This is a genomic window from Kitasatospora sp. NPDC004614, from assembly GCF_042873675.1.
Lineage (GTDB): Bacteria > Actinomycetota > Actinomycetes > Streptomycetales > Streptomycetaceae > Kitasatospora.
The window spans coordinates 276,477-302,670 of sequence record NZ_JBIALR010000002.1; the positions used below are offsets into that span (position 1 = coordinate 276,477).

Sequence of the window (26,194 nt, forward strand, 5' to 3'; positions counted from 1 at the left end):
TGTTTCGACGGGCGGTCGGTTCGGAGTTCTCCGGACCGGCCGCCCGCCTTTTTGTACGCTGCGGGCATGCCCACTGCGAAGCCCCGAACCTACGACCCGGTGAAGGTGCGCGCCGCGCTCACCGGGCAGCTCGACGCGATCGCCGCCGCCGTCCGCGCGCTGGACGACGGGCAGCTCGCCCTGCCGACCCGGCTGGACGGCTGGCGGGTGCGTGAACTCGTCGCCCACCTCGGCATGGTGGCCAGCTGGGTGCCGCTGCACCTGCACGACCCGCTGCCGCCGCAGGCCCCGATCACGCCGCTGTACTGGGCCTCGAAGACCCGCACGGCGGCCGCCGCGATCAACTCGACGGCGGTGGAGCTGGTGGCCGAGCAGTTCGCCGGGGACGCCGCCCAGGTGTCCGGCGAACTCGACCGGCAGTTCGGCGAGTTGTGGAAGACCCTGGACAGCGACGAGGGCCGCGACCCCGGCCGGGTGATCCTGATGCGCTTCGGCCCGATGCTGCTGGCCGACTTCCTGGTCACCCGCCTGGTGGAGACGGTGGTGCACGCGGACGACCTGGCGGACGCGCTGGGCATCGACGCCTTCCCGCACGACCGCTTCGCGCTGGCCTCCGCCACCCGGCTGCTCGCCGACGCCTTCGCCGCCCAAGTGCCGGGCGGCGCCGTCGAATTGCGGATCCCCCCGCACGCCGTGGTGCAGGCCGTCGAGGGCCCCCGGCACACCCGCGGCACCCCGCCGAACGTCGTCGAGACCGACCCGCTCAGCTGGATCCGCCTCGCCACCGGCCGCCTCGCCTGGCCCGACGCCCTGGACGCCACCCTCACCGCGAGCGGCGAGCGCAGCGACCTGTCCGGCTACCTGCCGGTGCTCGGCTGAGGCTGCCGGGCGGGCGTCAGTAGCCGTAGCGGAAGTGCTGGACGATCGACTCCCAGCCGGCGTGGCGCAGCAGGTCGGGCTCGATCTGCCGCAGCTTGTCGGAGAGCCGGGCGATCACCTCGTCGGGATGCGGTGCGGTGCCGTCCGGCTCCTCGTCGACCGGATATCCGTCCTCGTCGAGTTCCTCGGGCGGGAACGCCTCGGCGAAGCCGGCGATGTGGGCCCGGCACCAGTCGACGGTGTCCGGGTCCATCAGGTCGCCGAGCAGGCTCAGCTCGTCGGCGCCGAAGGCGATTTGGCAGCGGAGCAGGGAGTGCAGGTCGCGGTGGGCGGGCCGGCCGTCGACGGTGGCCGGCTGGTGGGGGATCAGGGCGTACACCTCGCCGGTGGCGCCGTCGAGGGCGAACGTCGCGCCCCAGTACCCGAGGGCGACCAGGCCGGCGCCGCCGTCCGGCAGGTCGGGCCAGAGCGCGGCCGGATCGCTGACGTACTCCGCCAGCGGGGTCGGTACCTGCCCGAAGAAGAGGAACGCGCCGGGCCCGTCGGGCAGGCCGACGTCGGTGAGCAAGGCACGGGCGGAGGGGTCGGTGACGACGGCGGGCAGCTCCGCGGCAGGGTAGCGGCGGAGCCCGTCGGCGCCGTAGACCTGCTCCAACTCGGCGCGGGTGACGGGCCGGACGGGTGGGGTGGGCATCAGGGCACCGACGGGCCCTTGAGGTAGGTGCCCTTGGTGTCGTAGGGCCAGGCGTTGGCGGTGCAGCCGTTCAGGCCGTAGATCTGTTGCATCATCGCGGGGGCGGGCTTGCCGGGGCCGGGGCAGCCCTCGTGGCCGTGGCCTATGCGGTGGCCGACCTCGTGGTTGACGATCAGGGCGCGGTAGTCGTCCAGGGTGCCGTCGAACTGGGGTGAACCGGTCAGCCAGCGCTTGGAGTTGACCACCACCTGCTTGCCGACGTCGCAGTTCACCTCGCCCTTGGTGTCCAGGCCGCCGGCGCCGCAGATCTTGTCGGTGGTGTCGGGCGAGGCGATCATGACGGTGAAGTCGTAGGTGCCGGAGGAGACCAGCTTGAAGCTGTCGCGCTTGTTGGAGATCCAGCTGCGTTTGTCGCCCAGCACCTTGTGGATCGCGTCGGCGGCGGCCTTCGGGTCGATGTTGATGCCGTCCTCGACCTGGACCTGGTAGCGGCGTACGGTGCCGCCGGTGCCGACCGCGCCGCTGCTGGCGGTGGCGGTGGTGAAGTTGCCGCTGCCGTGCTGCACGACCTGCGAGTCGTTCTTGGGCGGCTCGGTCTGCGGCGGCGCGCTGCTCTCCGCGGACTTCGAGGGCTCGGGGGAGTCGCTGACCGGGGGGACGGGCCGGGCCTGGGTGGTGGATCCGGCGTCCTGCGGCTGGCCGTCGCTCGGGCCGAGCAGGGTGAATCCGGCCGCGCCGAGCACGACCAGCGCCGCGGTGCCGCCCAGCGCCAGGGCCGTCCGGCGGCGGCGCGAGCGGGCGCGGCGCCGGGCGGACCTGCCGGGTGACCTGCGGGCTGCGGGCATCTGGTTTCCCTCGGGACGACGACAGTTGCGGGTGTGCGGTGCGGTTCGGTGGCCCGTTTCGCACGGTTGTTGCTGCATCGTGAACATACGCGGCCTGGCTGCGGTTGGTTCCGCCGGGCCGGGTCTCAGCTGTGGATCCGGCCCTGGAGCTGCTCCAGCACCTTGGTCAGCGGTTCCCCGGTCAGGGCCGGGTCGGCCGGGTCCGCGTCGCCCTGGGAGAGCAGCAGTACCAGGTCGCCGTCGCCCTTGAGCGGCACCCGGGCGATGGCGGCGATCCCGCTGCCGGGCAGCAGTTTCGGCCGGTCGCCGGGCCCGGGCCGGCCGGTGACCACTTGGCCGAGCTGGTCGACGGTCAGCTGCCCGGTCCGCTGGAGGGTCGGCAGCATCACGCTCACACCGACGTCGTCGATCGGTACGGCCTCCAGGTCGAGCCGGACGGTGGCGCTGCCGGCCGTCCAGGTGCAGGTCACCCAGGCGTGCGGGGGCATGCCGGGCGCGGAGGCAGTGGTCGGCGACGGGCTGGTGCCGGACGGCCACGGGTAGGGCGGGGTGCCGTCGCCGAGCTCGCCCTCGACCGCCTTGGTGTCCTTGGCGCCCGGGGCGACGGGGCGGTCGATCCCGGCGTTCCTGAGCGCGGCGGCCAGCTCGTCCAGACCGAACGGGCAGGTGGTGGACGGCTGTTGGCGGAGCTGCTCGGCGGTGGAGCGCACCTTGGCGTACGACAGGCCGCTGCCGGAGCTGTCGTCCGAGCAGGCGGCCGCGCCGAGGGCGAGGCCGACGGCGGCGGGCAGCGCGAGCAGCCGGCGGGCGGCCGGGCCGGGTATGCGGTCAGCAGTCACCGGCCCAGGCTACGTCCTTGGCGTGAAGGGTAGTTGAGGCCGCGTCAGTCGCGCGCGGTCAGCGCCTCGGCGAGTTCGCGGATACCGGCCTCGCGCTCGGCGGCGGTGTCGCCGTAGTCGTAGCTATGGGTGAACGCCGCCTGCGGGAAGGTTTCGGCCATCCACACCGAGCAGTAGTGGCCGGGCATGAAGCAGGCCTGCAGCTCGGTGTAGACCTCGACGACCTGCTCGGACTGGACGCCGAGGGCCCGGGCGCGATGCCAGAGCGCCTCCTCGGCGTGCAGGGCGAGCGAGCCGCCGGCTGTGATGATCTGCGGCTCGCCCTTGGCGTCCAGGTACTTGAAGGAGGCGTAGCTCGGCACGCCGCGGGTGTGCCGGACGTCCTCCAGGACCCGGGGCCACCACAGTTCGTCGTCCTCGAAGGCGCGCAGGTCGGTGGCGCGCAGCCGGCTCTCCACGGTGGTGAACTCGGCGAAGACCTGGTCGGGCTGTTCGGCGGTGGCCAACGCGGCCAGGCTGCGGTCGAGTTCGGCGAGCGAGGAGAGGAACGCCTCCAGGCTGGTGCTGACCAGCACGGGCGGCTCCTCGAAGTCGACGAACACCGACCAGACGCGGCCCTGCGGGTCGAGGCAGAGTTCGGAGCCGCCGTCGGTGCCGAGCCGGGCCCACTGCTCCTCGCCGTCGCGCGGGCCGGGCCGGTCCTGGCCGGCGGTGAGGTCGCCGAGGGCGAGCGCGTCCTCGGCGGAGGTGCGGAAGTAGGGGCCGACCTGGACCGGCAGGCCGGTGGCGGCCAGCAGTTCGGCCGCCGCGGCGGGGATGGTCACGCGGGCGAACTCGGCAGCGTCCGGGCGGCGGAGGCCGGCGGGGCCGAAGCGGTCGAGCAGGCGCTGGGCGAGTTCTGCGGTCATGGCAGCAGTGTATGCGCGGGGCGTTCGATCGGCGCCGGACCGGCCGCAGGCGGCGGATCGGTGCGATGATACGGCGAGCGCCCCGATCGAGGGCGGCAACTGCGGTGGGCGGGACGGGGGTTGACGTGAACGACATCGCGCACCACTACGACAACGTGGAAAAGGCCGCGGCCGAGTTCGACCAACTGCACGCGAAGCTGAGCGCCAAGAAGCACAAGGTCAACCACGGCCATGCGAAGGCGAGTTCGACCGGCCGTGGGGACAAGCTGGGCGAGGTGGTGGCCAAGGCCGCCTCCACCGCCCTGCAGAGCATCGAGAAGGCCCTGGACGCCCTGGCGGACCACGCCGACAAGGCCTCCAAGGGCCTGCTGACGATGAACAAGAACCACCGCGAGAACGAGGAACGCCTCGGCCAGGAGTTCAAGCGGATCACCGCCAAGCACGACACCACCCCGGTCTACCTGCTCAGCGCCGACGGCCAGCTCCACCGGCTGCACAGCGACGGGAGCGCCCCGAAGCCGATCGCCGGTCACGAGCCGGGCATCCGGGACCTGCTCGATCCCAACCCGCACGGGCCGGGCAACCTGACCACCGTCGGCCCGCCCAACGACCGCAAGAACTACCCGTTCAACCCCAAGCGGCGCCCCAAGACGGGCCGCCCGCTGGTTCCGTCGACCAAGATCGACACCGGCAGCTCCGAACTGGCCCGCGCCACCCAGCGCGCCCGGCGGGCGACCAACCAGTACGGCGGCGGCGTCCTGGAGAACCCGAGCGCCAACTACGCGGCCTTCCACTACGACAACGGCACCGGGAACCCGGTCATCGTGGTGGCCCAGAGCATTCCCCGCAGCTCCCACTCCGAGATCGTGCTCGGCCTGCCCTTCCTGCGCAAAGGCCTGCAGGACAACGTCGACGCCGTCTACACCGAGCGCCAGCCATGCCCGAAGGGCAGCACCTGCGGGGCCTGGCTCAAGCAGTACTTCCCGAACACCACCGACGTCACCCACAGCTTCGACTACAACGGCGACGCATCCTCCGACGGCAACAAGCAGCACAACCGCTATCTGATAAACCTGAAGCGCAGACACCAGCAGATCTACGGCTGAGCCGCGCCGGCCCGCACCGGGCCGGGCGGGGCCGTGGCGGACGGCGGGAGGACCCCGGGTGACAGTGACACGCGCGGAGATGGAGCGGGAGTTCGGGCCGGACGGCCTGGTCCGGCCCCCCGCGGAGCGGATCGCCGAGTCGGTGACCGACCCGGGCGCCCGGGACTTCCTGACCACCGTCGGCCTGCCGGCCGGCCGCACCGCGGTGTTCGAGGCGGAGGAGCACCTGGCCACCGGGCCCGTGCCGCTGCGCGAGCACTTCGGCGACTGGAGCGAGGCCGAGGACGAGTACCTGGAGCTGTTCGGCCCCGGTGTCGGCTCCTGGCTGATCCTCGGTGAACTCGCCACCGGCACACTGGCGTTGAACGGCGCCACCGGCGGCGTCCACGCCATCCCGCTGGACATCGCCGAGGACGGCCTGGACCGCCCGTACCACGCCGACCTGTCCTCGCTGGCGGCCTTCCTGCTGGCCTTCCAGCGCGAACTGCCGCACTACGACGAGGGCAGCGGGGCGGAGGAGCTGCGCGACTCGGTCGAGCGGCTCACCGCCGAACTGACCGCCCTGGAGCCGCGCGCCATGGCCGAACCGGAGGGCGTCTGGCGGCTGCTGCTCGACGAGATCCGGTACGGCTCCTGACGGCCCGTCGGGGTCAGCGTCCGCGCGGGGCGTTGCCGGACGGGGCCGCACCGCGGTTGGCGGCGGCGCCGGAGACCACGTTCTGCCCGAACTGCTCGGCGGAGCCCAGCGGGTCGGCGGCGTAGCCCTTCACCTGGTCGACGGACTGCTGCACGCCGTCCTTGAAGCCGTCCTCGCCGGCCCGCGCCGTGCGGCCCAGGTCGATCCCGTGCTGGGCGCCGACCGCGTTCATCGTCAGCTGCACCACCAGGTCCTGCGCCATGCCGCCGAGCGCCGCGAACACCGGGCCCTCGACCAGCGACATCAGCTGCGACAGCAACTGCTGCTCGGCCTCCTTGAGGAGGCGTTTGACGATGATCCGGGTGGCCTGGGTGGCGCCCACCGCGCCCGCCTCGGACAGCCCGAAGGTGAACGGCGCGGCCGCCTGCGCGGCGATCAACTCGGTGGCCATGATGATGAGTTGGGCGATCGCGGCGACTTTCGCGCCGGTGATCACCAGCGCGGCGCCGTCCAGCCCGGTGGCGAACAGGTCCAGCGCCTTGCTGACCTGCGGCAGGTGGGTGCCGACCACCTTGTCGAACTTCGCCTGGAACGCCTCCGCGGCCGGCCCCTGGTTCATCCCCATCAGGTTGCCGACGACGCTCGACAGGACGTCCCGGTCCTCGGTGAGCGAGGAGGCGAGCTCGCGGAGCTCGTCCGCCATCTCGCGGTACTCGTCCTCGTCCACGTTGGGCCAGTTCACGCCGATCAGGTCGAGCACCCAGGCGAGTTCACCCGGCAGTACGACGCCCATGCGCTCTCCTTCCCCCGTCTTCCGGAACGACTATTCAGGCTGCACCGAGAGTCGGTCAACTCCCTTGCCCCGACGGGATTCCCGATGGGTAGGCTCCGACAAGGACAGTGCCGAACACCGAACGGAACGGGGGCCAGGGGATGGACGAGCACCGGATACCGCCGCTGCGCGCGGGCCGCAGGGCCGCCGGAGCGGCCCTGCTCGGCTGGCTTCGGGACCCGAGGGCGCCGCGCCTGTGCCGGGTCTCCGGGTCGCCGGGCAGCGGCCGGACCCACCTGCTGGCCTGGCTGATCGCCGGCGCCACCGCCCCCGACACCCCCATGGAACGGCGGGTCAACGCCTTCCTGCCCGCCGACGGGTACGGCGTCCGGGCCGCGGTCTGGCAGCTCGAACAGCAGCTGGACGTGCCGGCCCGCACCCCCGGGGACCTGCTCGACCGGCTGGCCGCCGACCCGCGGCGCACCGTGATCTGCGTCCCCGAGCTCGACAAGGCCCTCGACCCGGCCCGGCTGGTGGCCGAACTCCTCGACCCGCTCCTGGGGTTGCCGCACGTCCGGCTGGTGGTCGAGGCCACCCCGGAGCTCGCGTTCACCGCGGTCACCGGGCCCGCCGAACTCGACCTGGACGACCCCCGCTGGACCGACCGCGAACGCTGGGACGCCTGGTGCGAGCACGAGGGCCATGACCCGACCGGGTACCCGAACCCCGGGCGGGCCCTGGGCACCGCCGAGCCGCCCGCGCCGCCCGCCTTCGCCGACCTGCTGGCCCGCGTCCCGCTCGGCGCCGACGGCGGGCCCGACCTCCCCGCCGCCGGGACGGAGCTGCTCACCGGCCTGTGGGCGGCCGCAGCCCGCGCCGGCGAGCTCGGCCCGCTGGCCGCCGACCCGCTGCTGTACGTGCTCGCCGAACCCGTCGCCGTCACGGCCGCCCTGGAGAGCGCGGCCCCGGGCACCGCCCCTGCCGCGCTGGACGCCGCCTGGCAGGCCGTCGGCCCCGCGCTGATCGACACCCCCGAGCCCGCCGTCCGGGCCCACCAGCTCCGCGCCCGGCTGCTCGGCACCGACCCCGCCGACCCGGCGGTCGCCGTCGCCGCCGCATTGGCCGCCGACCGGCTCGGCACCGCCCCCGGCCGCTGGGCCGCCCGCTGGGCCCGTCACAGCCCCGGCGCGGCCGCCACCGCTCCCGGCGCCGGCCCGTACCTCGGCCAGTGGCTGCTCGCCGACGCGGGCGGCGCGGTGCACGCGCTCTCCCCGGCCGACGGCACCGTGCTCGGCCGGATCGCCGTGCCCGGCCCGAAACCGCTGCGCGCCCTCGCCGCCACCCCCGGCGGCAGCATCGTCCTGCTGGACGTCTGGGGCGGCCTCGAGCTGGTCACGCCCGGCCCGACCGGCCCCGGCCTCGATCCGTACGCCCTGGACGAGGCGCTGGCCCGGCTGCGCGCCGCCGTGGGTGGCGAACCGGCCGTCCTGGCCGCCGCTCCCGGCCTGCCCGGCGCGGCCCCGGCGCTCGGCGACAGCGGCGGCGGCGTGCACTGGTACCAGGACGGCGCGGTGCTGAGCGAGAAGCTGCACACCGGCCCGGTCACCGCGCTGGCGGCCGGCGCGGTGGGCGCCGACCAGACCGGGCCCGGCGCCCCGCTGCTGGCCAGCGGCGGCCTGGACGGTGCCGTCCGGCTCTGGGGGCCCGGCTCCGAGCCGATGCCCGAACCCGCCGAGCGCCGCCCGTGCCCGGTCACCGCACTCGCCCTCGGCACCGGGCCGTCCGGGCTGCTGCTGGCCACCGCCTGGTCCGACGGCCTGATCCGGGTCAGGCGCCCGGAGCAGCCCGACAGCGTGCTCGACCTGCGCCTCGGCTCCCCGGCCGACGGGCTCTCACTGGCCGGCGACGTCCTGCTGGTGGGCCTCGACGAGGGCCCGCTCGCCGTCGACCTGAAGGGCTGACGGGAACGGGCCGCCCCCCGCGGTGGGGGACGGCCCGTCGGTGCATGTGCGTGCGGTTTACTGCTTGAGTTCGGCGTACGCCTCGGCGCTGCTGTCCTTCAGGAACTGCCAGCAGCGGGCCTCCTCCTCGGTCTCGCCGATCGAGCCGGCGGCCCGGGCGAGCGCGGCCAGGCAGCGCAGGAAGCCGCGGTTGCCGCGGTGCTCCCACGGGACCGGGCCGTGTCCGCGCCAGCCGGCGCGGCGCAGCTGGTCGAGGCCGCGGTGGTAGCCGGTGCGGGCGTAGGCGTAGGACTCGACGGTCCGGCCGGCCGCGAACGAGTCGTCCGCGAGCATCGCCCAGGCCAGGCAGAACGCCGGGTACTCGGCGGCCACCTGGGTCGGGGAGGCGGACTCCTCGGCGAGCATCCGGTAGGGCTGCTCCTCCTCGGGCAGGAGGGTCGGCTCCGGTCCGTCGAGCAGGTTCTTGTGCATCTCCATGGTGTGCCAGTCTGCCACTCGGGCGGCCGGTGGTCGCCGCTTCCGGAAACGCCGGTGCCCCGCACCCGGGCGGGTACGGGGCACCGGCGGTGGCGCTGTTACTTCATCCGCTTGCCGGCCGAGCGCAGCTGCTGCGCGGCCTCCAGCACGCGGGCGGCCATGCCGGCCTCGGCCAGCTTGCCCCAGGTGCGCGGGTCGTAGGTGTTCTTCTTGCCGACCTCGCCGTCGACCTTCAGCACGCCGTCGTAGTTGCGGAACATGTGGTCCACGACGGGGCGGGTGAAGGCGTACTGGGTGTCGGTGTCGAGGTTCATCTTGACCACGCCGTTCTCCAGCGCGGTCCGGATCTCCTCCGCGGTGGAGCCGGAGCCGCCGTGGAAGACGAAGTCGAACGGGTCCTGCTTGCCGTACTGCTTGCCGATCTCGGCCTGCAGGTCGGCCAGCAGCTCCGGACGGAGCACCACGTTGCCCGGCTTGTACACGCCGTGCACGTTGCCGAACGAGGCGGCCAGCAGGTATCGGCCCTTCTCGCCCAGGCCGAGCGCCTCGGCGGTGCGCACCGCGTCGTTCACGGTGGTGTACAGCTCGTCGTTGATCTCGTGCGAGACGCCGTCCTCCTCGCCGCCGGTCGGGGTGATCTCGACCTCGAGGATGATCTTGGCGGCGGCGGCCTGGGCCAGCAGCTCCTGCGCGATGGACAGGTTGTCGGCCAGGGTCTCGGCCGAGCCGTCCCACATGTGCGACTGGAACAGCGGGTTGTCACCGCGGGCGACGCGCTCGGCGGAGATCGCCAGCAGCGGGCGGACGTAGCCGTCCAGCTTGTCCTTCGGGCAGTGGTCGGTGTGCAGGGCCACGGTGATGTCGTACTTGGCCGCGACAATGTGCGCGAACTCGGCCAGCGCGACGGCGCCGGTCACCATGTCCTTGTTGTGCTGGCCACCCAGGAACTCCGCACCACCGGTGGAGATCTGGATGATGCCGTCGCTCTCGGCCTCGGCGAAACCGCGCAGGGCGGCGTGCAGAGTCTGCGACGAGGTGACGTTGATGGCCGGGTAGGCGAACTTGCCCGCCTTGGCCCGGTCGAGCATCTCGTTGTAGGCCTCGGGAGTTGCGATGGGCATGCGAATCCGCTCCTGTCGGTGTGGGGCGATCGGACGACGCTGTCCGAAGGCTCGATACGCCTGTGGTTCACGACGGATGCGGCACGAGCTGAGGGTGGTTGCTCGACCGCGGGCCGGACACCTCGGTCATCTTCCCAGACTCGCCCCGCGGACACACCCAGCGGCCCGCAGGTTGGGACAACGGCTCGGGCGGGCGCTCCCGCAGGGGGGTTCGCGGGCCTCCGGCCGAGCCTTCGCGAAGCGAGTCGGGCTATCCTGCGCGCGTGGAACACATCCAGCTCGCCGTCAACGTCCTTGACGCCAAATCGCTCGTCGCCTCCGTCGGCGCCATCGGGATCCTGGCGATCATCTTCGCCGAGACCGGCCTGCTGGTCGGGTTCTTCTTCCCGGGTGACTCGCTGCTCATCCTGGCCGGTGTCGCCGCCTCCAGCGCCGCCCCGGCGGTGCTCGGCGACGGTGCCCAGATGAACATCGCCATGCTGCTGATCGGCGCACCGCTCTGCGCGATCGCCGGAGCCCAGCTCGGCCACCTGCTCGGCCGCAAGGTCGGCCCGAAGATGTTCGACAAGCCGAACTCGAAGATCTTCCGGCCCGAGTTCGTGGAGAAGGCCGAGGACTACTTCGACAAGTTCGGCCCGGCCAAGGCCGTGGTGCTGGCCCGCTTCATCCCGATCGTGCGGACCTTCCTCAACCCGGTCGCCGGCACCCTGCAGATGCCCGCCAAGACCTTCCTGCTCTGGAACGTCGTCGGCGGTGTGCTGTGGACCGAGACCATGCTGCTGATCGGCTACTTCACCGGTGACCAGCTCGCCCCGGTGATCGACAAGTACCTGCTGCCCGCGATGGCGCTGATCATCCTGATCTCGATCTCGCCGATCATCGTCGAGGTGATCCGCGAGCGGAAGAAGAAGAAGGCCGGCGGCGCCGCCGAGGCCGAGGCCGCGGAGGCGCTCGGCAGCGGCCGGCACCGCAAGCACTGAGCCCGCACCGCTCGACGCGAGAGGCCCCGACCACCTTCCGGTGGCCGGGGCCTCTGGCTCGTTCCACGTGGAACCGGCGCGCTTCCCGGGCGCCGGTTCAGGGGCTCACAGGCCCAGGTCGTCCAGGGTGTACGCGGTGATGTACGGCAGGCCGGTCTCCGCGATCGCCGGGGCCGCGCCGCGCTCCACGATCACCGCGACGCCCACGACCTCGGCGCCCGCCTCGCGCAGCGCCTCCACGGCGGTCAGCACCGAGCCGCCGGTGGTCGAGGTGTCCTCCACCGCCAGCACCCGGCGGCCCTTCACGTCCGGGCCCTCGATGCGGCGCTGCAGGCCGTGCGCCTTGCCCGCCTTGCGGACCACGAAGGCGTCCAGCTTGCGGCCGCGGGCCGCCGCCGCGTGCAGCATCGCCGCGGCCACCGGGTCGGCACCCAGGGTCAGGCCGCCCACCGCGTCGAACTCCAGGTCCGCCGCCGCGTCCAGCATCACCTTGCCGACCAGCGGGGCCGCCTCCGCGTCCAGGGTGATCCGGCGCAGGTCGACGTAGTAGTCGGCCTCCCGGCCCGAGGAGAGGGTGACCTTGCCGTGCACGACGGCCTTGTTCTTGATCTGCGCCAGCAGGGCGTCCCGGTCGTTGCTCATGGACAGCCAGTTTAGGTGCAGAAAGGGCCCCGTCAGCGCCGCCGCAGCGCCCGGACCAGCACCACCGCACCGCCGAGCAGCGCCACCCCGCCGCCGATCACCCACGGCAGCGCGCTGCGCTCGCCGCCCGCGCCCGGCACCAGGGCCGGCTCCGCGCCGCCCCAGCGGGTGGCGGCCCGGGCCCGCGCGCTGTGCGCCGGCGGGGCGGGCGCGTACCGACCGTGCGGCGGGGCGTGGTCGACCTCCTCCGCCGAGCGGCCGACGATGCTGCGCCGCACCGGGGCGCTCTCCTGCTCGAACGCCGGCTCCGGGCGGGTGACCGGCACCGGCTCGGGCAGGTCGTCCTCGCCGAACGCGATCAGGTCGGACAGGTCGTCGTCCAGGTCCGGGCCCTGTGCCCGCTCGTCCAGGAACACCACGGTCGCGCCGTCCGCCGGCTCATCCTCGGCGTCCTCGCCCGGCCCGGACAGCTCGGCCACCAGGGCCGCCACCGCCCGGTCGATCAGCCGGCGGCCGGCCGTCTCCAGCACCGGGGTGGTGAAGCCCGCCAGTCGGCCGGACGCGGTCAGCGAGGTCGCGAAGCACACCACGGTCTCGCCCGGCCGCTCCCGCAGGGTGACCCGCAGTTCGGCGGTCACCGGGGCGGCGCCGCGGATCTCCTCGCCGGCCAGCCGCAGCTCCAGCGCGCCGTCCTGCCAGTCGCCCACCGACAGCCGGCCGGCGAAGGTGATGGTGGAGCCGGCGATCCGGACCTTGAGCCGGCTGTCCGCCGCCGAGGGCGCGGACGTGGACGCGACCGCGCTCAGCCCCGGCACGCAGCGGGCCACCAGTTCGCGGTCCAGCAGCGCCTCCCGCACCACCTCGGCGGGCACCGGGACGACAACCTCATGCTCCATACCAGCGAGCCTACCGACCGGCCGCCGCCGTGCCGAGCCCCGCACCCGAAGCCGGGCCGGGCGTGCCGCGAACGGGCGCACGGCGAACGGCGGTTCGAACGTCGCGGGCCCGGCCGGACGGCGCCCGGTCAGGGGCCGATCAGCGAGTGCGGCGGCGGCAGCGGCGACGGCCGGTGCGCGGACAGCCGGGCCGGGTGTGCCGTGAACGGGCGCACGGCGGACGGTGGTTCGAGCGCCGTGGGCCCGGCCGGACGGTGGCCGAGCGCGGCGACGGCCGGTGGGTGGACAGCCAGGCCCCGCGCCCACAGCCGGGCTGGGTGTGCTCGGAACGGGCGCACGGCGAGCGGTGGTTCGAGCGCCGCGGGCCCGGCCGGAGGGTGGTGCCCCGGTCAGGGGCCGATCAGCGAGTGCGGCGGCGGCAGCGGCGACGGCCGGTGCGCGGACAGCCGGGCCGCCGTGCCGCGCAGCCCGTCGACGGTGAGCGAACGCGGCGCGGGCGCGGCCGGGTCCAGCGCCAGCGCGGGCGCGTCGTGGGCGGCCAGCAGGAACGCCGGGGCGGGCCCGGCCGGCCCGCAGTCGTCGGCGGTCGGCGCGACGCCCTGGTACGGGACGGCGTCCAGCCCGGCGGCGGCCAGTCCCGCCTCGGAGCTCCACAGCACGCCGTCCGGGGCGCCGCCGCGCACCGCCAGCCGCCCGTCCGTGGCGAGGCGCCGGGCGGCCAGGCCGTAGAACTCGCGCGAGCGGTACTTGCCGTGCGCGGCCTCGTCGTCCAGGTCGGAGACGATCACGTCGAACTGGTCGGGGGTCTCCCGCAGCCAGCCCATCGGTTCGGCGGTCACCAGCCGCACCCGGGGGTCGTCCCAGGCGTGCTCGGTCAGCACGTCGTAGGCGTCGTCCCGGCGGGCCAGCGCGGACAGTGCCGGGTCGCGCTCGACCACCAGCACGCTGCGCACCGCCGGGTGCCGCAGCACCTCGCGCAGCGCCAGGCCGTCGCCGCCGAGCACCAGCACCCGGTCGCTGGGGCCGCCGGCCAGCGCGGGGCGGACCAGCGCCTCGTGCTCGCGGTACTCATCGGCGCCGCAGACGGCGAGCCGGCCGTCCAGGAAGAGCTTCAGCGGATCCGGCGGGAGCACGCCGGCCGGGCCGCCGGTGAGGACGATCTCCTGGTAGCGGCTCTGCGCCGCGTACCGGATCGGCCCGCCGTACAGGGCGTGCCGGGCGGCGCGCTCGATCGCGCCGGTGCAGGCGGCGGCCAGCCCGAGGACGGCGAGCACCAGGCCGCAGCCGGTCCACAGCAGCAGGCGGGCCCGCCGGGTGGGTTCGGCGCGGAACAGCCAGAGCACCACCACCGCCCCGGCGACGGCGTTGACGGCGCCCGTCACCAGCGCGCCGGCGGCCTGCCCGAGCGCGGGCAGCAGCACGAACGGGAAGGCCAGGCCGCCGATCAGCGCGCCCACGTAGTCGGCGGCGAACAGGTCGGCGACGGCCCGGCCGGCGTGCTCCCGCCGGATCCGCTGGATCAGCGTCATCAACAGCGGGATCTCGGCGCCGATCAGCAGCCCGATCAGCACGGTGGCGGCGACCAGCGCGACCAGCGTGGCGTGCGGCTGGCGCAGCCAGGCCCAGCCGCAGTACAGGGCGAGTGCGGACAGGCCGCCGGTCAGCGACAGCGCGTACTCGACCAGGGCGAAGGAGGTGGCGGGGCGGCGGGTGAGGCCCTTGGCGAGCAGCGAGCCGATGCCCATCGCGAAGACCATCACGGAGAGCACCACGGAGGTCTGGGTGACCGAGTCGCCCAGCAGGTAGCCGCCGAGCGCGACCAGTTCGAGTTCGTACACCAGGCCGCAGGCCGCGCAGACGAACGCGGCCAGCAGCACCAGGATCCGGGCCGGCCGGGCGGGCAGGGCGAGCGGTATGGCGCCCGCTGCCCGGATCGCGCCGCCGAGGCCCGCGGTGCGGGTGGCGGTGGGCCGGGACTCGGCCGCCGGCGGGGGAGCGGGGGCGTCCGGACCCGGCTGCGCGGACCGTCCGACCGGATGGTTGATCATGAATGAACGCTAGGCGAGAGCCCGGGTGAATGGCTGCGCCCAATCGGGGGACAGCGGGCGGCGTCCGGTTGACGTCCGGTCACCGTCCGGCCTGCGGTTCCGGTCCATTTCCGGGGCCTAGCCGCTGTGCCCGCCGTGCCCGCTGTGCCCGCTGTGCCCGCCGTGCCCGCTCCGGCCGCCCCCGCCGCCCGGGGCTGCTTCGACGGTGCGGCGCAGCGAGAGCGAGGAGCGGGTGCACACCAGGCGGCCCTCCTGCGGGTAGGCGTGCCAGGTGCGCCAGTGCACCCGGCGGTCCCCGCAGTGGGCGACCAGCGCGGTGAAGGCGCTCGGGTCGCCGGGGAAGACCCCGGCCAGCGCCCGCGGGTGCCCTTCGACCAGGGCCAGCAGCTCCTGGGCGCGGGCCGCGAACACGTGCGGCGGGAGTTCCTCGATCCGGGCGGCGAACTCGTACTCCCAGCCGGCCACCTGCTCGGCGACCCGGGCCGGCAGCGGGGTGCGGCGGCCGGGCAGGCAGGCCACCGTCTCCAGGCAGTCGCCCGGGCCGGCCGCCAGGACGACCTGGTGGGAGGCGCCCAGCAGCCGCAGCTGGAGGGTGCCGCCGAGGGCGCCGGACCGGCCGGTCCCGTCGTCGAGTCCGATGTCACGGACGGCCAGCGCGGGAAGCGGATCGCCGCCCAGCTGCCAGGCCAGGTCGCCGGCGCGGGTGTCCGTGTAGGAGGTCTGCAAGGTGGTGAGCATGCTCGGCTCCGCGTTTCAGCTCCGTACGCGCCCCAACGGCCGGATTCCACTCCTCAGTGCGTGAGGCTGTTCGAGACTGTCTGATCCGGGGCGCGGCCGACCGGGGGGAAGGAGGAATTCCGGCTGGAGATTCAGCAGCAGAGAAGCATGAATTCTCCGGGTCCGTCAGGGATTTACCCATGTTTGGCACTCATTCACCGTTCTGAGGCCTGTGCCCGACTGGGTGTGATCGGTCCCGGGTTGCACTCTGTCCGACGGGCGCCACCACGCCGGTCTCGCGCGCCGTGCACTCCTGGAGTGCGCTCGGGGTGAAGGGCGTCCGGACACGACAGGACACCCGGCACCGGAATCGCCGCCCACCGGATGCCCCGTGCTCGCGGCGCCTCGCCGGGCCGGCGGGAACCGCATGGGAAGTCCCGTTCGGCCTTCGTGTTGGAACCAAGCAAGTGTCCGCTCGGATCTGGGGGTTGAGCGTTGTCGATCGAGTTACCGCCGGAGCTTGTCTGGATCACGGCAACGGCGGACACCGTCTGGTCACCATGTTCCCGGAACCCGACAGACAGAGGGAGGAACAGGTGAGTTTCCAGCCGTCCAGCATTCCGTACTTCGACGCCGACCCGGCGATCGGTACGTTCTTCCGCTACGCGCTCTCGCCCGAGTTCATCGACGACGTCCACGAGGCGCGGGTGAGCGCGGAACGACGGAAATCCGCGTTCTCCCGCCATCTTCGAGAGGCCCTGGAGTACCTACTGGGGGAGCGGCCCTGCGACGTGATCGACTGGGCCCGTCTCACCAAGGTTGCCTTCAACGATGAGGCGCATCTGTACGGTTACCTGCAGGATCTCTTCGACCACCTCTTCGAGGGCCGGAGCGAGCTGCCGGTGGCACCGGACCCGGAGGCCCCGATGCCGGACTGGGTCGACATGCTCTGGTCCTGACCTGTCGGTCCTTGCTCCGATCACACCCTGGAAGGAAGCGGCGACACCATGCCGCTTCGCAACGAGCTCCCGCCCCGCAGTGGGCCCTGGGCCAGCCGGTTCGACTCCGAGGACGCCCTGTACCAAGCCGAGGACGCCCTGCGGGCTGCGGCACTGAAGAACCACGACCTGTCGCCGATCCTCCCGTTCGAGGCGGTCTACGGCCCGTTCCTGGAGTGCGCGGGCAAGGCCACCGCGTTCGCGATCGATCCGACCAAGATCGGCCTCGGCGAACTCGGGCTGGATGCGCCGGGGGTGGACCGTCGGTTCGTGCACTTCTGCGCCGGGATTCTCGGAGTGGAGGCGGTCGACGATCTCGGTGAGCTGCGCGAGACCTTCGACGAGGCGTGGCCCGACTATCGGGACGTGATTCGGGCCGGCCTGCTGCACCTCATCCGCAACCGCCCACTGACGGTCGACCAGTGGTACGCGCTGACCTACATCAGCTTCCACGACCAGCGCCGGCTGACGGCTTTTCTGGGCCAGGTCTACGCCTACCTGTTCGACGGTTTCGACGCGATGCCGGTGGCTCCCCGGTAACGGGTGGGTCCTCAGAGCCGGTGCAGCCGCTCGACGGCGTCCCGCAGCACCGACTCCCGCTTGCAGAAGGCGAATCGGACCTGGCTGATGCCGAGGTCGGTGTTGTCGTAGAACACCGCGTTGGGAATCGCCACCACCCCGCACCGGCCGGGCAGCGTGCGGCAGAACTCGATGCCGTCCTTCTCGCCGAGCGGGGTGATGTCGGTGGTGATGAAATACGTGCCCTGCGGTTCGAACACCCGGAACCCGGCCTCGGTCAGCCCGGCGGCCAGCAGGTCGCGCTTGCGGTGCAACTCGGCGCGGAATTCGGCGAAGTACGAGTCGGGCAGCCGCAGCGCCTCGGCGACGGCGTACTGGAACGGGCCGGCCGAGACGTACGTCAGGTACTGCTTGGCGGTGCGGACGGCGGCGACCAGCTCGGGTGCGCCGGTGACCCAGCCGACCTTCCAGCCGGTGAACGAGAAGGTCTTGCCGGCCGAGGAGATCGCGACGGTGCGCTCGCGCATGCCGGGGAGGGCGGCGAGGGGGTGGTGGGCGCCGGCGAAGACCAGGTGCTCGTAGACCTCGTCGGTGATCACCAACAGGTCGTGCTCGACGGCCAGTTCGGCGATCGCGGCGAGTTCCTCCGGGGTCAGCACGGTGCCGGTCGGGTTGTGCGGGGTGTTGATCAGCAGGAGCCGGGTGCGCGGGGTGATCAGCGAGCGCAGCTCGTCGAGGTCCGGGCGGAACGCGGGCTGGCGGAGGGTGAGCGGCACCCGGACCGCGCCGGCCATCGCGATGCAGGCCGCGTAGGAGTCGTAGAACGGCTCGAAGGCGATCACCTCGTCGCCGGGCTCCAGCAGGGCGAGCAGGGCGGCGGCGATGGCCTCGGTGGCGCCGGCGGTGACCAGTACCTCGGTGTCCGGATCGACCGTCAACCCGTAGAAGCGGTGCTGGTGTTCGGCGATCGCGGTACGCAGCTCGGGCACGCCCGGGCCGGGCGGGTACTGGTTGCCGCGGCCGTCACGGAGGGCCCGGACCGCCGCCTCCCGGACCTCCTCGGGGCCGTCGGTGTCCGGGAACCCCTGCCCCAGGTTGATCGAGCCGGTGGCGGTGGCCAGGGCGGACATCTCGGCGAAGATCGTCGTCCCCATGCCCGCCAGTCGGCGGTTCAGCAGCGGCCTTGCACCCATTGCGGCTCCTCGCAGGTTGTGGTCGGCCAATCCTCCGACGGCGGCAGGCCGTGGACAAGCACACAGCGGTGCTCGTTCCGGTGGGGCGGATCGGCGCAATCCGGGTTGCGTGTACCGGCCGCGCTGGATTGGCTGATCGCACGTCAAGAGACGTTTTCGATCGGTATGTCAGTCGGTGGGGGGGGGTTACTACGGGGGATATTGTGCGTGCACGAATTCTGTCTGCCGCGGCCGTGGCCGCCGTCCTCGCCATGACCCAGCCGGGCCTGGCTGTCGCCGACGAGGCGGACGACCCCAGTACCACCGTCACCTTCGTGGTCACCTCCGGCGCGCTGTCGCTGTCGGTACCGGCGTTCGCGAGCCTCGGCTCGGGAGCGCCGGGCACCACGATCAGTTCCCCGATCGGCCCCTGCACCGTCACCGACGACCGCGCCCTGCTCTCGGCGTCCTGGACGGTGACCGCGGCGGAGACGGACTTCGCGCACGGGACGCAGACGATTCCCGCCTCCGACGCCACCTACACGGTCGGCTCGGTGACGACGACCGGCACCATCACCGTCACCCCGACCAACGTGACGCTGAGCAACGCCGCGCAGACGGTGCTCACCGGAACTGCCGGGGTCGGGGACAACACCGCGACCTGGGACCCGACCGTCAGCGTCAACGTGCCCGCCTCGGCGGTCGGCGGGCTGTACACCGGCACGCTGACCCAGTCCGTGAGCTGACGCGATGAAGCGCGCGCGCAGGTACGTGCTACCGCTGCTGCTGGCGGCCGCCGTCCAGACAGCCGCGGTGCTGCCGGCCATGGCGGACGGGATGCCTTCCCCGGTGCCGAGCACGGCCGAGCACGAGCGGCACGAGGAGCACGAGGAGCACGGGCGGCCGTCCCCGGAGGCGAACCCGGAACAGCGGACCATCGGCATCAAGCTGCTCGACGCCCCGGAGGACCGCCAGGACGACCCCAGGGCGCACGCCTACATCGTCGACCACCTCGCGCCGGGCTCGACCATCGAGCGCCGGGTGGAGGTCAGCAACGAGTCGTCCACGCCGATGCACATCGACGTCTACGCGGCGGCGGCGTCCGTCGCGAAGGGGCAGTTCACCGTCGCGGCCGACCGCACCGCCAACGAGCTGACCGGCTGGACGTCGCTCGACACCACCGGCCTCGACCTGGCGGCCCACGAGACGGCGAAGGTCCGCGCCACCATCCAGGTGCCCAAGAACGCCTCCGCCGGCGAACGGTACGGCGTCATCTGGGCGCAGACCGGCCCGCCCGAGAAGCGTGCGGGCAATCTGACGCTCCTGGGCCGGGTCGGCGTCCGCATGTACCTCGACATCGGCCCGGGGGGTGAGCCGGCCTCGGACTTCGAGATCGAGCAGCTCACTCCCGGCCGGGGCAGCGACGGGCGGGCCGAGCTGCGCGCCCGGATCCACAACACCGGGGGACGTGCCCTGGACATCGGCGGGAGGCTGGTGCTCTCCGACGGGCCGGGCGGACTGCGCGCCGGACCCTTCTCCGCCAGGACGGGCACCACGCTGGCCCCGGGCGAGCGGGGGGACGCGATCGTCCGGCTGGACGCCCGGGTGCCGGAGGGCCCGTGGGCCGTGGAGCTCGCGCTCCGGAGCGGCCTGGTCGAGCACTCCACGCGGGCCACCGTCACGTTCCCGGGGACGCCCGGCGCCACCGGGGCGGTCACCGCGGCGGCGGCCCGGTCGGGGTACTTCCCCACCCCGGTGGTCACCGGGCTTGCGGTCCTCGCGCTCGCCGCGGTGGGCCTGCTGCTGCCCAAGTTCCGTCGTCGGCGCCGCCGTTGACCACGGAAAGCCCGCTCGACCCTCCAGGCCGCGGCCCCGCCGGACACCGTCCGCCGGGGCCGCGGCCGTGCGTGCTCCTACCTCGGACGGATCGTCGGTTCGCGGAGGCTGGCATAGTCTGCCGCCAGAGGGGTGATCCTCCTTCGGGGATCCGTGGGGCCGGGGGGAACCGGGCCCGCGTGGGGCTATCGGAAGTGAAGATATGGCGTCCGGAACAGTCGTATCGTCGTCTCCTGTCCGGCTGAGCGGGGAAGACGGCAGCCCGCCGGCCGGCCGGCGCGTGATCAACTGGCCGGGGCTGCTGCCGTGGGGGCTGGCCGCCGGGTTCTTCGCGTTCTACGCGGTGTTCTGCCTGCGGCGCCACGGGCTGCTGCTGACCACCGGCTACGACCTGGGGATATTCGAACAGGCGGTGCGCAGCTACGCGCACTTCGAGCTGCCGGTCACCCCGCTGAAGGGGAACGGTTTCAACCTGCTCGGCGACCACTTCTCGCCGATCCTGCTGGCGCTGGTGCCGTTCTACCTGGTGTGGCCGGCCGCCGAGACGCTGCTGCTCGGGCAGGCCGCCCTGCTGGCGCTGGCCGTGGTGCCGATCTCCCGTTGGGCGCAGCGGGAGTTGGGCCGTGCGGCGGCCGTGGCGGTGGCGCTCGGGTACGGGCTCTCCTGGGGCGTCGGCTCGACGATCGGCTTCGACTTCCACGAGGTGGCCTTCGCGGCGCCGCTGCTGGCGTTCTCGGTGGTCGCGCTGGCGGAGCGGCGCTGGGTGGCGGCGGTCGCCTGGGCGGCGCCGCTCTGCCTGGTGAAGGAGGACCTCGGCCTCACCGTCGCCGTCATCGGCGGCTACGTCGCCTGGCGCGGGCCGCGTCGGCTCGGGTTGGTGACGGCGGTGTCCGGCGTGCTGGCCAGCGTGGTGGAACTGCTGGTGCTGCTGCCGGCGATGAGTCCCAGTCACGCCTACAACTACTGGGACAACCTGGAGAGCCAGCCCGGCACCGAACCGAGCCTGGTGGAGCGGCTGTTGTCGATTCCCGGGCACCTGGTGACCGCCACCGTCGAGGGGCGGTTGCTGTTCTTCCTGCTGATCCCGACGCTGCTGCTGGCGCTGCGCTCGCCGCTGTTCCTGGTCGCCGTCCCGACGCTGGGCTGGCGGCTGCTCAGCAAGAACCCGATGTACTGGGGCACCCAGTACCACTACAGCGTGGTGCTGATGCCGATCGTGTTCGTGGCGTTCGTCGATGTGCTGATCCGGCTGCGGGCCGCGAAGCCGCACTGGGGGCGCTGGGCGACGGTGCCGTTCCTGGCCGGCAGCGTGGTGGTCACCGGGGTGCTGTTCCCGTTCTTCCCGATGGCGCAGGCGACCGACGCGGGCTTCTACCGGGACTCCGCGCACGTGCGGACGGTGCAGTCGGTGCTGGCCGACATACCGTCCGGGGCGCGGGTGGCGGCCGGCAACCGGCTGGTGCCCCAACTGACCGGCCGCTGCACGGTGTTCGAGTTCGGCTGGCCGAAGGACTGGCGCACCGCGGACTGGGTGGTGCTGGACACCCGCAACCCGATGGGGTGGCCGCTGAACGGGGCTCAGGAGGCCGCGGAGATAGCGAAGCTGCGCACGGAGGGCTTCTGGACGGTGCGCGAGGAGGAGGGCGTGCTGCTGCTGCGCGGGCCGGTCGCCGAGTAGTACGCGAGAACGCGAGAGGGCCCGCCCACCGATCCGGCGCGGGCCCTTCCGTGTGCCAGGGGGCGGAGGCTCAGGCCTCGTCGGCCGGGCCGTCCTCGCCGTCGGCGGGCTTCTCGTCCTCGACCTGCTCCTGCAGGCCCAGGCGCTCGACCATCCACTGCTCGAAACCGACCGCGGCCTGCGTCCAGTTGGCGGTGGTGCCGACGAAGTACTCCAGGCTGACGCCGTTGCCGACGATCATCTGGGACTCGCCGATCAGGCGGACCACGCCGTCCTCGTGAGTGTGGGTGTAGACCTTGGGCCACAGGGTCTCGCGGTTCCACTCGTCGATCAGGTCGAGGATCTCGCCCTTCTTCTCCAGCGGGAACGCGCGGTCGTAGAAGGCGCGGACCGCGAACAGCTCCTTGTGGTCGCCGCGGAACATGTAGTAGACGCGGAAGTTCTCCCAGGGGGCGGTGAGGTCGCCCTCCTCGTCCACCACGTGCTTGAGCTGCATCTGGTCGAGCAGCTGGGCGACCAGGTTCTGGTCCGGGACGATCACCGGCGGCGGCCCGGCCGGAGCGCCACCGGGCTGTCCGCCCTGCGGCGGCTGCGGCAGGCCGAAGGACGGGATGGACGACGGGTCGATGCTCACGGGGGTGTCCCTTTCACGGTGCACAAGGTCGGCTGCCGATAGGGGGCCGCCTTCTCATGCCTCCATCCTGCCTCATTCGTGGCTCCCGGCACAGAGTGACCTCGGGGTGTTCCTGCCTGGTCCCGGGCGGTGCGCACACGCCGACGGGCGGAGCCCGCAGGGGCTCCGCCAGTCGGAGGGGCATCGCTACTTCACCTGGTCACTTCACCAGCGAGGGCTTCGGGCCGACGCTGAGCCGGTCGTTCGCCTCGTCCCGGTCGACCAGGACGGTGTCCCCGTCCAGGACCCGGCCGGAGAGGATCTCCTTGGCCAGCTGGTCGCCGATCGCGGACTGCACCAGGCGGCGCAGCGGGCGGGCGCCGTACGCCGGGTCGTAGCCGGTGAGCGACAGCCAGTCGCGGGCGGCCGCGGTGACGTCCAGGGTGAGCCGGCGCTCGTGCAGGCGGCGGGCCAGCGCGGCGACCTGGAGGTCGACGATCCGGCTGAGCTCGGTGGTGCTCAGCGGGTCGAAGACCACGATGTCGTCCAGCCGGTTGAGGAACTCCGGCTTGAACGCCTGCCGGACGGTCTCCAGCACCAGTTCCTTCTTCCGCTCCTCCGGGGTGGTCGGGTCGACCAGGTAGGCCGAGCCGAGGTTGGAGGTGAGGATCAGGATGGTGTTACGGAAGTCGACCGTGCGGCCCTGGCCGTCGGTGAGGCGGCCGTCGTCCAGCACCTGGAGCAGGACGTCGAACACCTCGGGGTGGGCCTTCTCCACCTCGTCCAGCAGCACCACGCTGTAGGGGCGGCGGCGGACCGCCTCGGTGAGCTGGCCGCCCTCCTCGTAGCCGACGTATCCGGGCGGGGCGCCGACCAGGCGGGAGACGGAGTGCTTCTCGCCGTACTCGCTCATGTCGATCCGGACCATCGCCCGCTCGTCGTCGAACAGGAAGTCGGCGAGCGCCTTGGCCAGTTCGGTCTTGCCGACGCCGGTCGGGCCGAGGAACAGGAACGAGCCGGTCGGGCGGTCCGGGTCGGCGATGCCGGAGCGGGTGCGGCGCACCGCGTCGGACACCGCCTGGACGGCCTCCCGCTGGCCGATTAGGCGCTTGCCCAACTCGTCCTCCATGCGCAGGAGTTTGGCGCTCTCGCCCTCCAGCAGCCGGCCGGCCGGGATGCCCGTCCAGGAGGAGACCACGTCTGCCACGTCGTCCGGGCCGACCTGCTCCTTGACCATGGTGGTGTTCGGCTCGTCCGCCGCGCGCTCCTGGGCCTCCGTCAACTCGCGCTCGGCGGCCGGGATTTCGGCGTACATCAGCTTGGAGGCGCGCTCGAAGTCGCCGTCCCGCTGGGCGCGGTCGAGGGCGCCGCGCAGGTCGTCGAGGCGCTCCTTGAGCTCGCCGACCCGGTTCAGGGACTTCTTCTCCTGCTCCCAGCGGGCGTTGAGGGTGCTGAGCTGCTCCTGCTTGTCGGCCAGATCGCGGCGGAGCCGGCCGAGGCGCTCGACGGAGGCCGGGTCGGACTCGTTCTCCAGCGCCAGCTCCTCCATCCGCAACCGGTCCACGGCGCGCTGGAGTTCGTCGATCTCGACCGGGGAGGAGTCGATCTCCATCCGCAGCCGGGACGCCGACTCGTCGACCAGGTCGATCGCCTTGTCGGGCAGGAAGCGGGAGGTGATGTACCGGTTGGACAGGGTGGCGGCGGCGACCAGCGCGGCGTCGGTGATCTCCACCTTGTGGTGCGCCTCGTAACGGCCCTTGAGGCCGCGCAGGATGGCGATGGTGTCCTCGACGGTGGGCTCGCCGACCAGCACCTGCTGGAATCGGCGCTCCAGGGCCGGGTCCTTCTCGATCCGCTCGCGGTACTCGTCCAGCGTGGTGGCGCCGACCATGCGCAGCTCGCCGCGGGCCAGCATCGGCTTGAGCATGTTGCCCGCGTCCATCGAGGAGTCGCCGCCGGCGCCCGCGCCGACCATGGTGTGCAGCTCGTCGATGAAGGTGATGACCTGGCCGTCGGAGTCCTTGATGTCGTTCAGGACGGCCTTCAGCCGCTCCTCGAACTCGCCGCGGAACTTCGCGCCGGCCACCATCGCCGCCAGGTCGAGCGAGACCAGGCGCTTGCCGCGCAGCGACTCCGGCACGTCACCGGCGACGATGCGCTGGGCCAGACCCTCGACGACGGCGGTCTTGCCGACGCCGGGCTCGCCGATCAGCACCGGGTTGTTCTTGGTGCGGCGGGAGAGCACCTGCACCACCCGGCGGATCTCCTGGTCGCGGCCGATCACCGGGTCGAGCTTGCCGTCCCGGGCGGCCTGGGTCAGATCCGAGCCGTACTTCTCCAGCGCCTTGTAGGTGCCCTCCGGGTCCGGCGAGGTGACCCGGGCGCTGCCCCGGACGTCCTTGAACGCGGCGAGCAGGGCCTTCGGGGTGGCGCCGTGCTGCTTCAGCAGCTCGGCCACCGCACCGCCCTCGGCGGCGAGGCCGACCAGCAGGTGCTCGGTGGAGACGTACTGGTCGTCCAGATCGGCGGCGCGCTTGCCGGCCTCCTCCAGCACCGCGAGGGTGTCCCGGGCGAGCTGGGGGGCGGCCACCGTGGAGCCCTGGGCGGCGGGCAGCGCGGCGGCCTGCCGGCGGGCCTCGGTGGCGATCGGCGCCGCGTCCGCCGCGACGGCCTTGAGCAGCGGGCGGGCCAGGCCCTCCGGCTGGTCGAGCAGCGCCAGCAGGATGTGCACCGGCTTGACGTCGGGGTTCCCCGCGGCGCCGGCCTGGCGGATGGCGGAGGACAGGGCCTCCTGCGTCTTGCTGGTGAACTTACTGGCGTCCACTGCGGGCATACCCCTCTCGTCTTCGGGTCATCTGGTTCGTGACCAAGTCTGCTGACTACAGCATGCACTAAGTTGAGTCTATTCCGCTCAACTTTTTTTTGAGCCCTGCGGCGGCTGCCCCCCGCGGGTCAGCCCGAGCAGCAGCCGGGCCGGGCCGGCCGGGCGCTGACCGGCCGGCCAGACCGCGCGCAGCGGGCGCTGGAGCTCCAGCCCGGCCAGCGGGACGGCGACCAGCCGGCGGGTGGCCAGCTCCTCGGTGACGGCCAGCTCGCTCAGGCAGACCGGGCCCGCGCCGGTCATCGCGGCGGCCTTCAGCGCCGTCGAGGAGGCCAGCTCCAGCCGGGGCGCGGCCGGCCCGCCGTACGGGGCGAGCGCCTCCTCCAGCACCTCCCGGGTGCCGGAGCCGACCTCGCGCAGCACCAGCGGGGTGGCGGCCAGTTCGGGTCCGGTGACGGGGGTGCGGCGGCGGGCCCAGCGGTGCTCGGGGGAGACCACCACCACCAGCCGGTCCGTGGCGACCACCGCGCCGGACAGGCCGGGCGGGGTGGAGGTGCCCTCGACGAAGCCGAGGTCGGCCTCCCCGGCCAGCACCCGGGCGGCGACGTCCGCGGAGTTCGCGGTGCGCAGGGTGACGGCCGTGCCCGGGCTGGCCTCGCTCAGCGCCAGCAGCCAGCCCGGCATCAGGTATTCGGCGACGGTCAGGCTGGCCAGCACCCGCAGCCGGGCGTCCCGGCGTTCGCGCAGCGCGTCGATCCCGGCGTCCAGCGCCTGGGCGGCCTCCACCACCTGCCGGGCCCACTCGACCACCAGCCGGCCCGCCTCGGTGGGCCGGGAGCCGCGCGGGGAGCGCTCCAGCAGCGCGACCCCGATCTGCCGCTCCATCCCCTTGATCCGGGCGCTGGCGGCGGGCTGGCTGACGCCCAGTTCGGCCGCGGCCCGGCCGACGCTGCCCAGCCGGGCCACCGCGAGCAGCAGCTCCAGGGCGCCGAGTTCCGGGACGTGCGGGGAGAGAGCCATAGGCCCAGGCTATGT

At 73.1% G+C, this 26,194-nt stretch carries 25 protein-coding genes; 10 read left to right on the forward strand and 15 right to left on the reverse strand.

Going from position 1 to position 26,194, the window contains the following annotated elements; translation table 11 throughout:
- Positions 1 to 66: 66 nt before the first annotated feature.
- Positions 67 to 879, forward strand: coding sequence for a sterol carrier family protein (locus ACFYST_RS06715; protein WP_387860484.1), 813 nt, complete (start codon positions 67 to 69; stop codon positions 877 to 879).
- 16 nt (positions 880 to 895) lie between these two features.
- Here the strand turns inward: ACFYST_RS06715 and ACFYST_RS06720 are convergent, their stop codons facing one another.
- The 4 genes from ACFYST_RS06720 to ACFYST_RS06735 form a co-directional block, all read right to left on the reverse strand.
- Positions 896 to 1,573 (reverse strand): SUKH-4 family immunity protein, encoded by a 678-nt coding sequence (locus ACFYST_RS06720; protein ID WP_387860487.1) that lies wholly within the window; start codon positions 1,571 to 1,573, stop codon positions 896 to 898.
- On the reverse strand, positions 1,573 to 2,418 hold the full coding sequence (locus ACFYST_RS06725; protein WP_387639670.1) for a DUF3152 domain-containing protein: 846 nt from the start codon (positions 2,416 to 2,418) through the stop codon (positions 1,573 to 1,575). Before ACFYST_RS06725 ends, ACFYST_RS06720 begins: the two co-directional genes overlap by 1 nt.
- A 125-nt stretch (positions 2,419 to 2,543) precedes the next feature.
- Positions 2,544 to 3,257 (reverse strand): hypothetical protein, encoded by a 714-nt coding sequence (locus ACFYST_RS06730; RefSeq protein WP_387860490.1) that lies wholly within the window; start codon positions 3,255 to 3,257, stop codon positions 2,544 to 2,546.
- A gap of 44 nt (positions 3,258 to 3,301) precedes the next feature.
- Positions 3,302 to 4,165: a nucleic acid/nucleotide deaminase domain-containing protein gene (locus ACFYST_RS06735; RefSeq protein WP_387639666.1), complete on the reverse strand. Its 864-nt coding sequence runs from the start codon at positions 4,163 to 4,165 to the stop codon at positions 3,302 to 3,304.
- A 125-nt stretch (positions 4,166 to 4,290) separates the two neighbouring features.
- On the opposite strand from ACFYST_RS06735, the gene ACFYST_RS06740 reads away from it, so the two are divergent.
- Together ACFYST_RS06740 and ACFYST_RS06745 are read left to right on the forward strand one after the other, a co-directional pair.
- Entirely contained in the window at positions 4,291 to 5,271 is a 981-nt protein-coding gene (locus ACFYST_RS06740) for a nucleic acid/nucleotide deaminase domain-containing protein (RefSeq protein ID WP_387860491.1), read from the forward strand.
- A gap of 58 nt (positions 5,272 to 5,329) precedes the next feature.
- Positions 5,330 to 5,908: an SUKH-4 family immunity protein gene (locus ACFYST_RS06745; RefSeq protein WP_387860494.1), complete on the forward strand. Its 579-nt coding sequence runs from the start codon at positions 5,330 to 5,332 to the stop codon at positions 5,906 to 5,908.
- A gap of 13 nt (positions 5,909 to 5,921) precedes the next feature.
- Here ACFYST_RS06745 and ACFYST_RS06750 read toward each other — a convergent pair whose 3' ends face one another.
- Positions 5,922 to 6,701 carry a WXG100 family type VII secretion target gene (locus ACFYST_RS06750; RefSeq protein ID WP_387639659.1) on the reverse strand — a complete coding sequence of 260 codons (780 nt, stop codon included), beginning with the start codon at positions 6,699 to 6,701 and terminating at the stop codon, positions 5,922 to 5,924.
- A 140-nt stretch (positions 6,702 to 6,841) separates the two neighbouring features.
- On the opposite strand from ACFYST_RS06750, the gene ACFYST_RS06755 reads away from it, so the two are divergent.
- Positions 6,842 to 8,641: a hypothetical protein gene (locus ACFYST_RS06755; protein ID WP_387860496.1), complete on the forward strand. Its 1,800-nt coding sequence runs from the start codon at positions 6,842 to 6,844 to the stop codon at positions 8,639 to 8,641.
- A 57-nt stretch (positions 8,642 to 8,698) separates the two neighbouring features.
- On the opposite strand, the gene ACFYST_RS06760 is transcribed toward ACFYST_RS06755, so the two are convergent.
- Positions 8,699 to 9,118: a DUF3151 domain-containing protein gene (locus ACFYST_RS06760; RefSeq protein WP_387639654.1), complete on the reverse strand. Its 420-nt coding sequence runs from the start codon at positions 9,116 to 9,118 to the stop codon at positions 8,699 to 8,701.
- Between the two features lie 98 nt (positions 9,119 to 9,216).
- The gene (fbaA, locus tag ACFYST_RS06765; RefSeq protein ID WP_387639651.1) at positions 9,217 to 10,239 is read right to left on the reverse strand and encodes a class II fructose-bisphosphate aldolase; all 1,023 of its coding nucleotides are present in this window, start codon (positions 10,237 to 10,239) and stop codon (positions 9,217 to 9,219) included.
- A gap of 263 nt (positions 10,240 to 10,502) precedes the next feature.
- Between fbaA and ACFYST_RS06770 the strand changes: the two genes are divergently transcribed.
- Complete coding sequence (locus ACFYST_RS06770; RefSeq protein ID WP_387639649.1) at positions 10,503 to 11,219, forward strand: DedA family protein; 717 nt, start codon at positions 10,503 to 10,505, stop codon at positions 11,217 to 11,219.
- A gap of 105 nt (positions 11,220 to 11,324) precedes the next feature.
- On the opposite strand, the gene pyrE is transcribed toward ACFYST_RS06770, so the two are convergent.
- From pyrE to ACFYST_RS06790, 4 genes are all read right to left on the reverse strand, one after another.
- The gene (pyrE, locus tag ACFYST_RS06775) at positions 11,325 to 11,861 is read right to left on the reverse strand and encodes an orotate phosphoribosyltransferase (RefSeq protein WP_387860498.1); all 537 of its coding nucleotides are present in this window, start codon (positions 11,859 to 11,861) and stop codon (positions 11,325 to 11,327) included.
- A 32-nt stretch (positions 11,862 to 11,893) separates the two neighbouring features.
- Positions 11,894 to 12,757, reverse strand: a complete 864-nt coding sequence (locus ACFYST_RS06780) for a CoxG family protein (protein ID WP_387860501.1) — start codon at positions 12,755 to 12,757, stop codon at positions 11,894 to 11,896.
- 389 nt (positions 12,758 to 13,146) lie between these two features.
- Positions 13,147 to 14,805: a spermidine synthase gene (locus ACFYST_RS06785; protein ID WP_387860504.1), complete on the reverse strand. Its 1,659-nt coding sequence runs from the start codon at positions 14,803 to 14,805 to the stop codon at positions 13,147 to 13,149.
- 117 nt (positions 14,806 to 14,922) lie between these two features.
- On the reverse strand, positions 14,923 to 15,543 hold the full coding sequence (locus tag ACFYST_RS06790; protein ID WP_387860506.1) for a DUF2617 family protein: 621 nt from the start codon (positions 15,541 to 15,543) through the stop codon (positions 14,923 to 14,925).
- 575 nt (positions 15,544 to 16,118) lie between these two features.
- Here ACFYST_RS06790 and ACFYST_RS06795 point away from each other — a divergent pair.
- Positions 16,119 to 16,481 carry a hypothetical protein gene (locus tag ACFYST_RS06795; RefSeq protein ID WP_387639635.1) on the forward strand — a complete coding sequence of 121 codons (363 nt, stop codon included), beginning with the start codon at positions 16,119 to 16,121 and terminating at the stop codon, positions 16,479 to 16,481.
- Positions 16,482 to 16,529: 48 nt separating this feature from the next.
- Positions 16,530 to 17,060, forward strand: coding sequence for a hypothetical protein (locus ACFYST_RS06800; RefSeq protein WP_387860507.1), 531 nt, complete (start codon positions 16,530 to 16,532; stop codon positions 17,058 to 17,060).
- A gap of 11 nt (positions 17,061 to 17,071) precedes the next feature.
- Here ACFYST_RS06800 and ACFYST_RS06805 read toward each other — a convergent pair whose 3' ends face one another.
- Positions 17,072 to 18,232, reverse strand: a complete 1,161-nt coding sequence (locus tag ACFYST_RS06805) for a pyridoxal phosphate-dependent aminotransferase (protein ID WP_387639630.1) — start codon at positions 18,230 to 18,232, stop codon at positions 17,072 to 17,074.
- Between the two features lie 251 nt (positions 18,233 to 18,483).
- Between ACFYST_RS06805 and ACFYST_RS06810 the strand changes: the two genes are divergently transcribed.
- From ACFYST_RS06810 to ACFYST_RS06820, 3 genes are all read left to right on the forward strand, one after another.
- Positions 18,484 to 18,957 (forward strand): hypothetical protein, encoded by a 474-nt coding sequence (locus ACFYST_RS06810; RefSeq protein WP_387860509.1) that lies wholly within the window; start codon positions 18,484 to 18,486, stop codon positions 18,955 to 18,957.
- Positions 18,958 to 18,961: 4 nt separating this feature from the next.
- The gene (locus tag ACFYST_RS06815; RefSeq protein WP_387860511.1) at positions 18,962 to 20,047 is read left to right on the forward strand and encodes a peptidase; all 1,086 of its coding nucleotides are present in this window, start codon (positions 18,962 to 18,964) and stop codon (positions 20,045 to 20,047) included.
- Between the two features lie 280 nt (positions 20,048 to 20,327).
- Positions 20,328 to 21,725: a DUF2079 domain-containing protein gene (locus ACFYST_RS06820; protein WP_387860513.1), complete on the forward strand. Its 1,398-nt coding sequence runs from the start codon at positions 20,328 to 20,330 to the stop codon at positions 21,723 to 21,725.
- A 70-nt stretch (positions 21,726 to 21,795) separates the two neighbouring features.
- Here the strand turns inward: ACFYST_RS06820 and ACFYST_RS06825 are convergent, their stop codons facing one another.
- The 3 genes from ACFYST_RS06825 to ACFYST_RS06835 all read right to left on the reverse strand — a co-directional run bounded on the left by ACFYST_RS06825 (position 21,796) and on the right by ACFYST_RS06835 (position 26,179).
- Entirely contained in the window at positions 21,796 to 22,359 is a 564-nt protein-coding gene (locus ACFYST_RS06825; protein WP_380480394.1) for a YbjN domain-containing protein, read from the reverse strand.
- A 199-nt stretch (positions 22,360 to 22,558) separates the two neighbouring features.
- Complete coding sequence (gene clpB, locus ACFYST_RS06830) at positions 22,559 to 25,162, reverse strand: ATP-dependent chaperone ClpB (protein WP_387861099.1); 2,604 nt, start codon at positions 25,160 to 25,162, stop codon at positions 22,559 to 22,561.
- A gap of 87 nt (positions 25,163 to 25,249) precedes the next feature.
- Entirely contained in the window at positions 25,250 to 26,179 is a 930-nt protein-coding gene (locus tag ACFYST_RS06835; RefSeq protein ID WP_387860516.1) for a LysR family transcriptional regulator, read from the reverse strand.
- Positions 26,180 to 26,194: the final 15 nt, after the last annotated feature.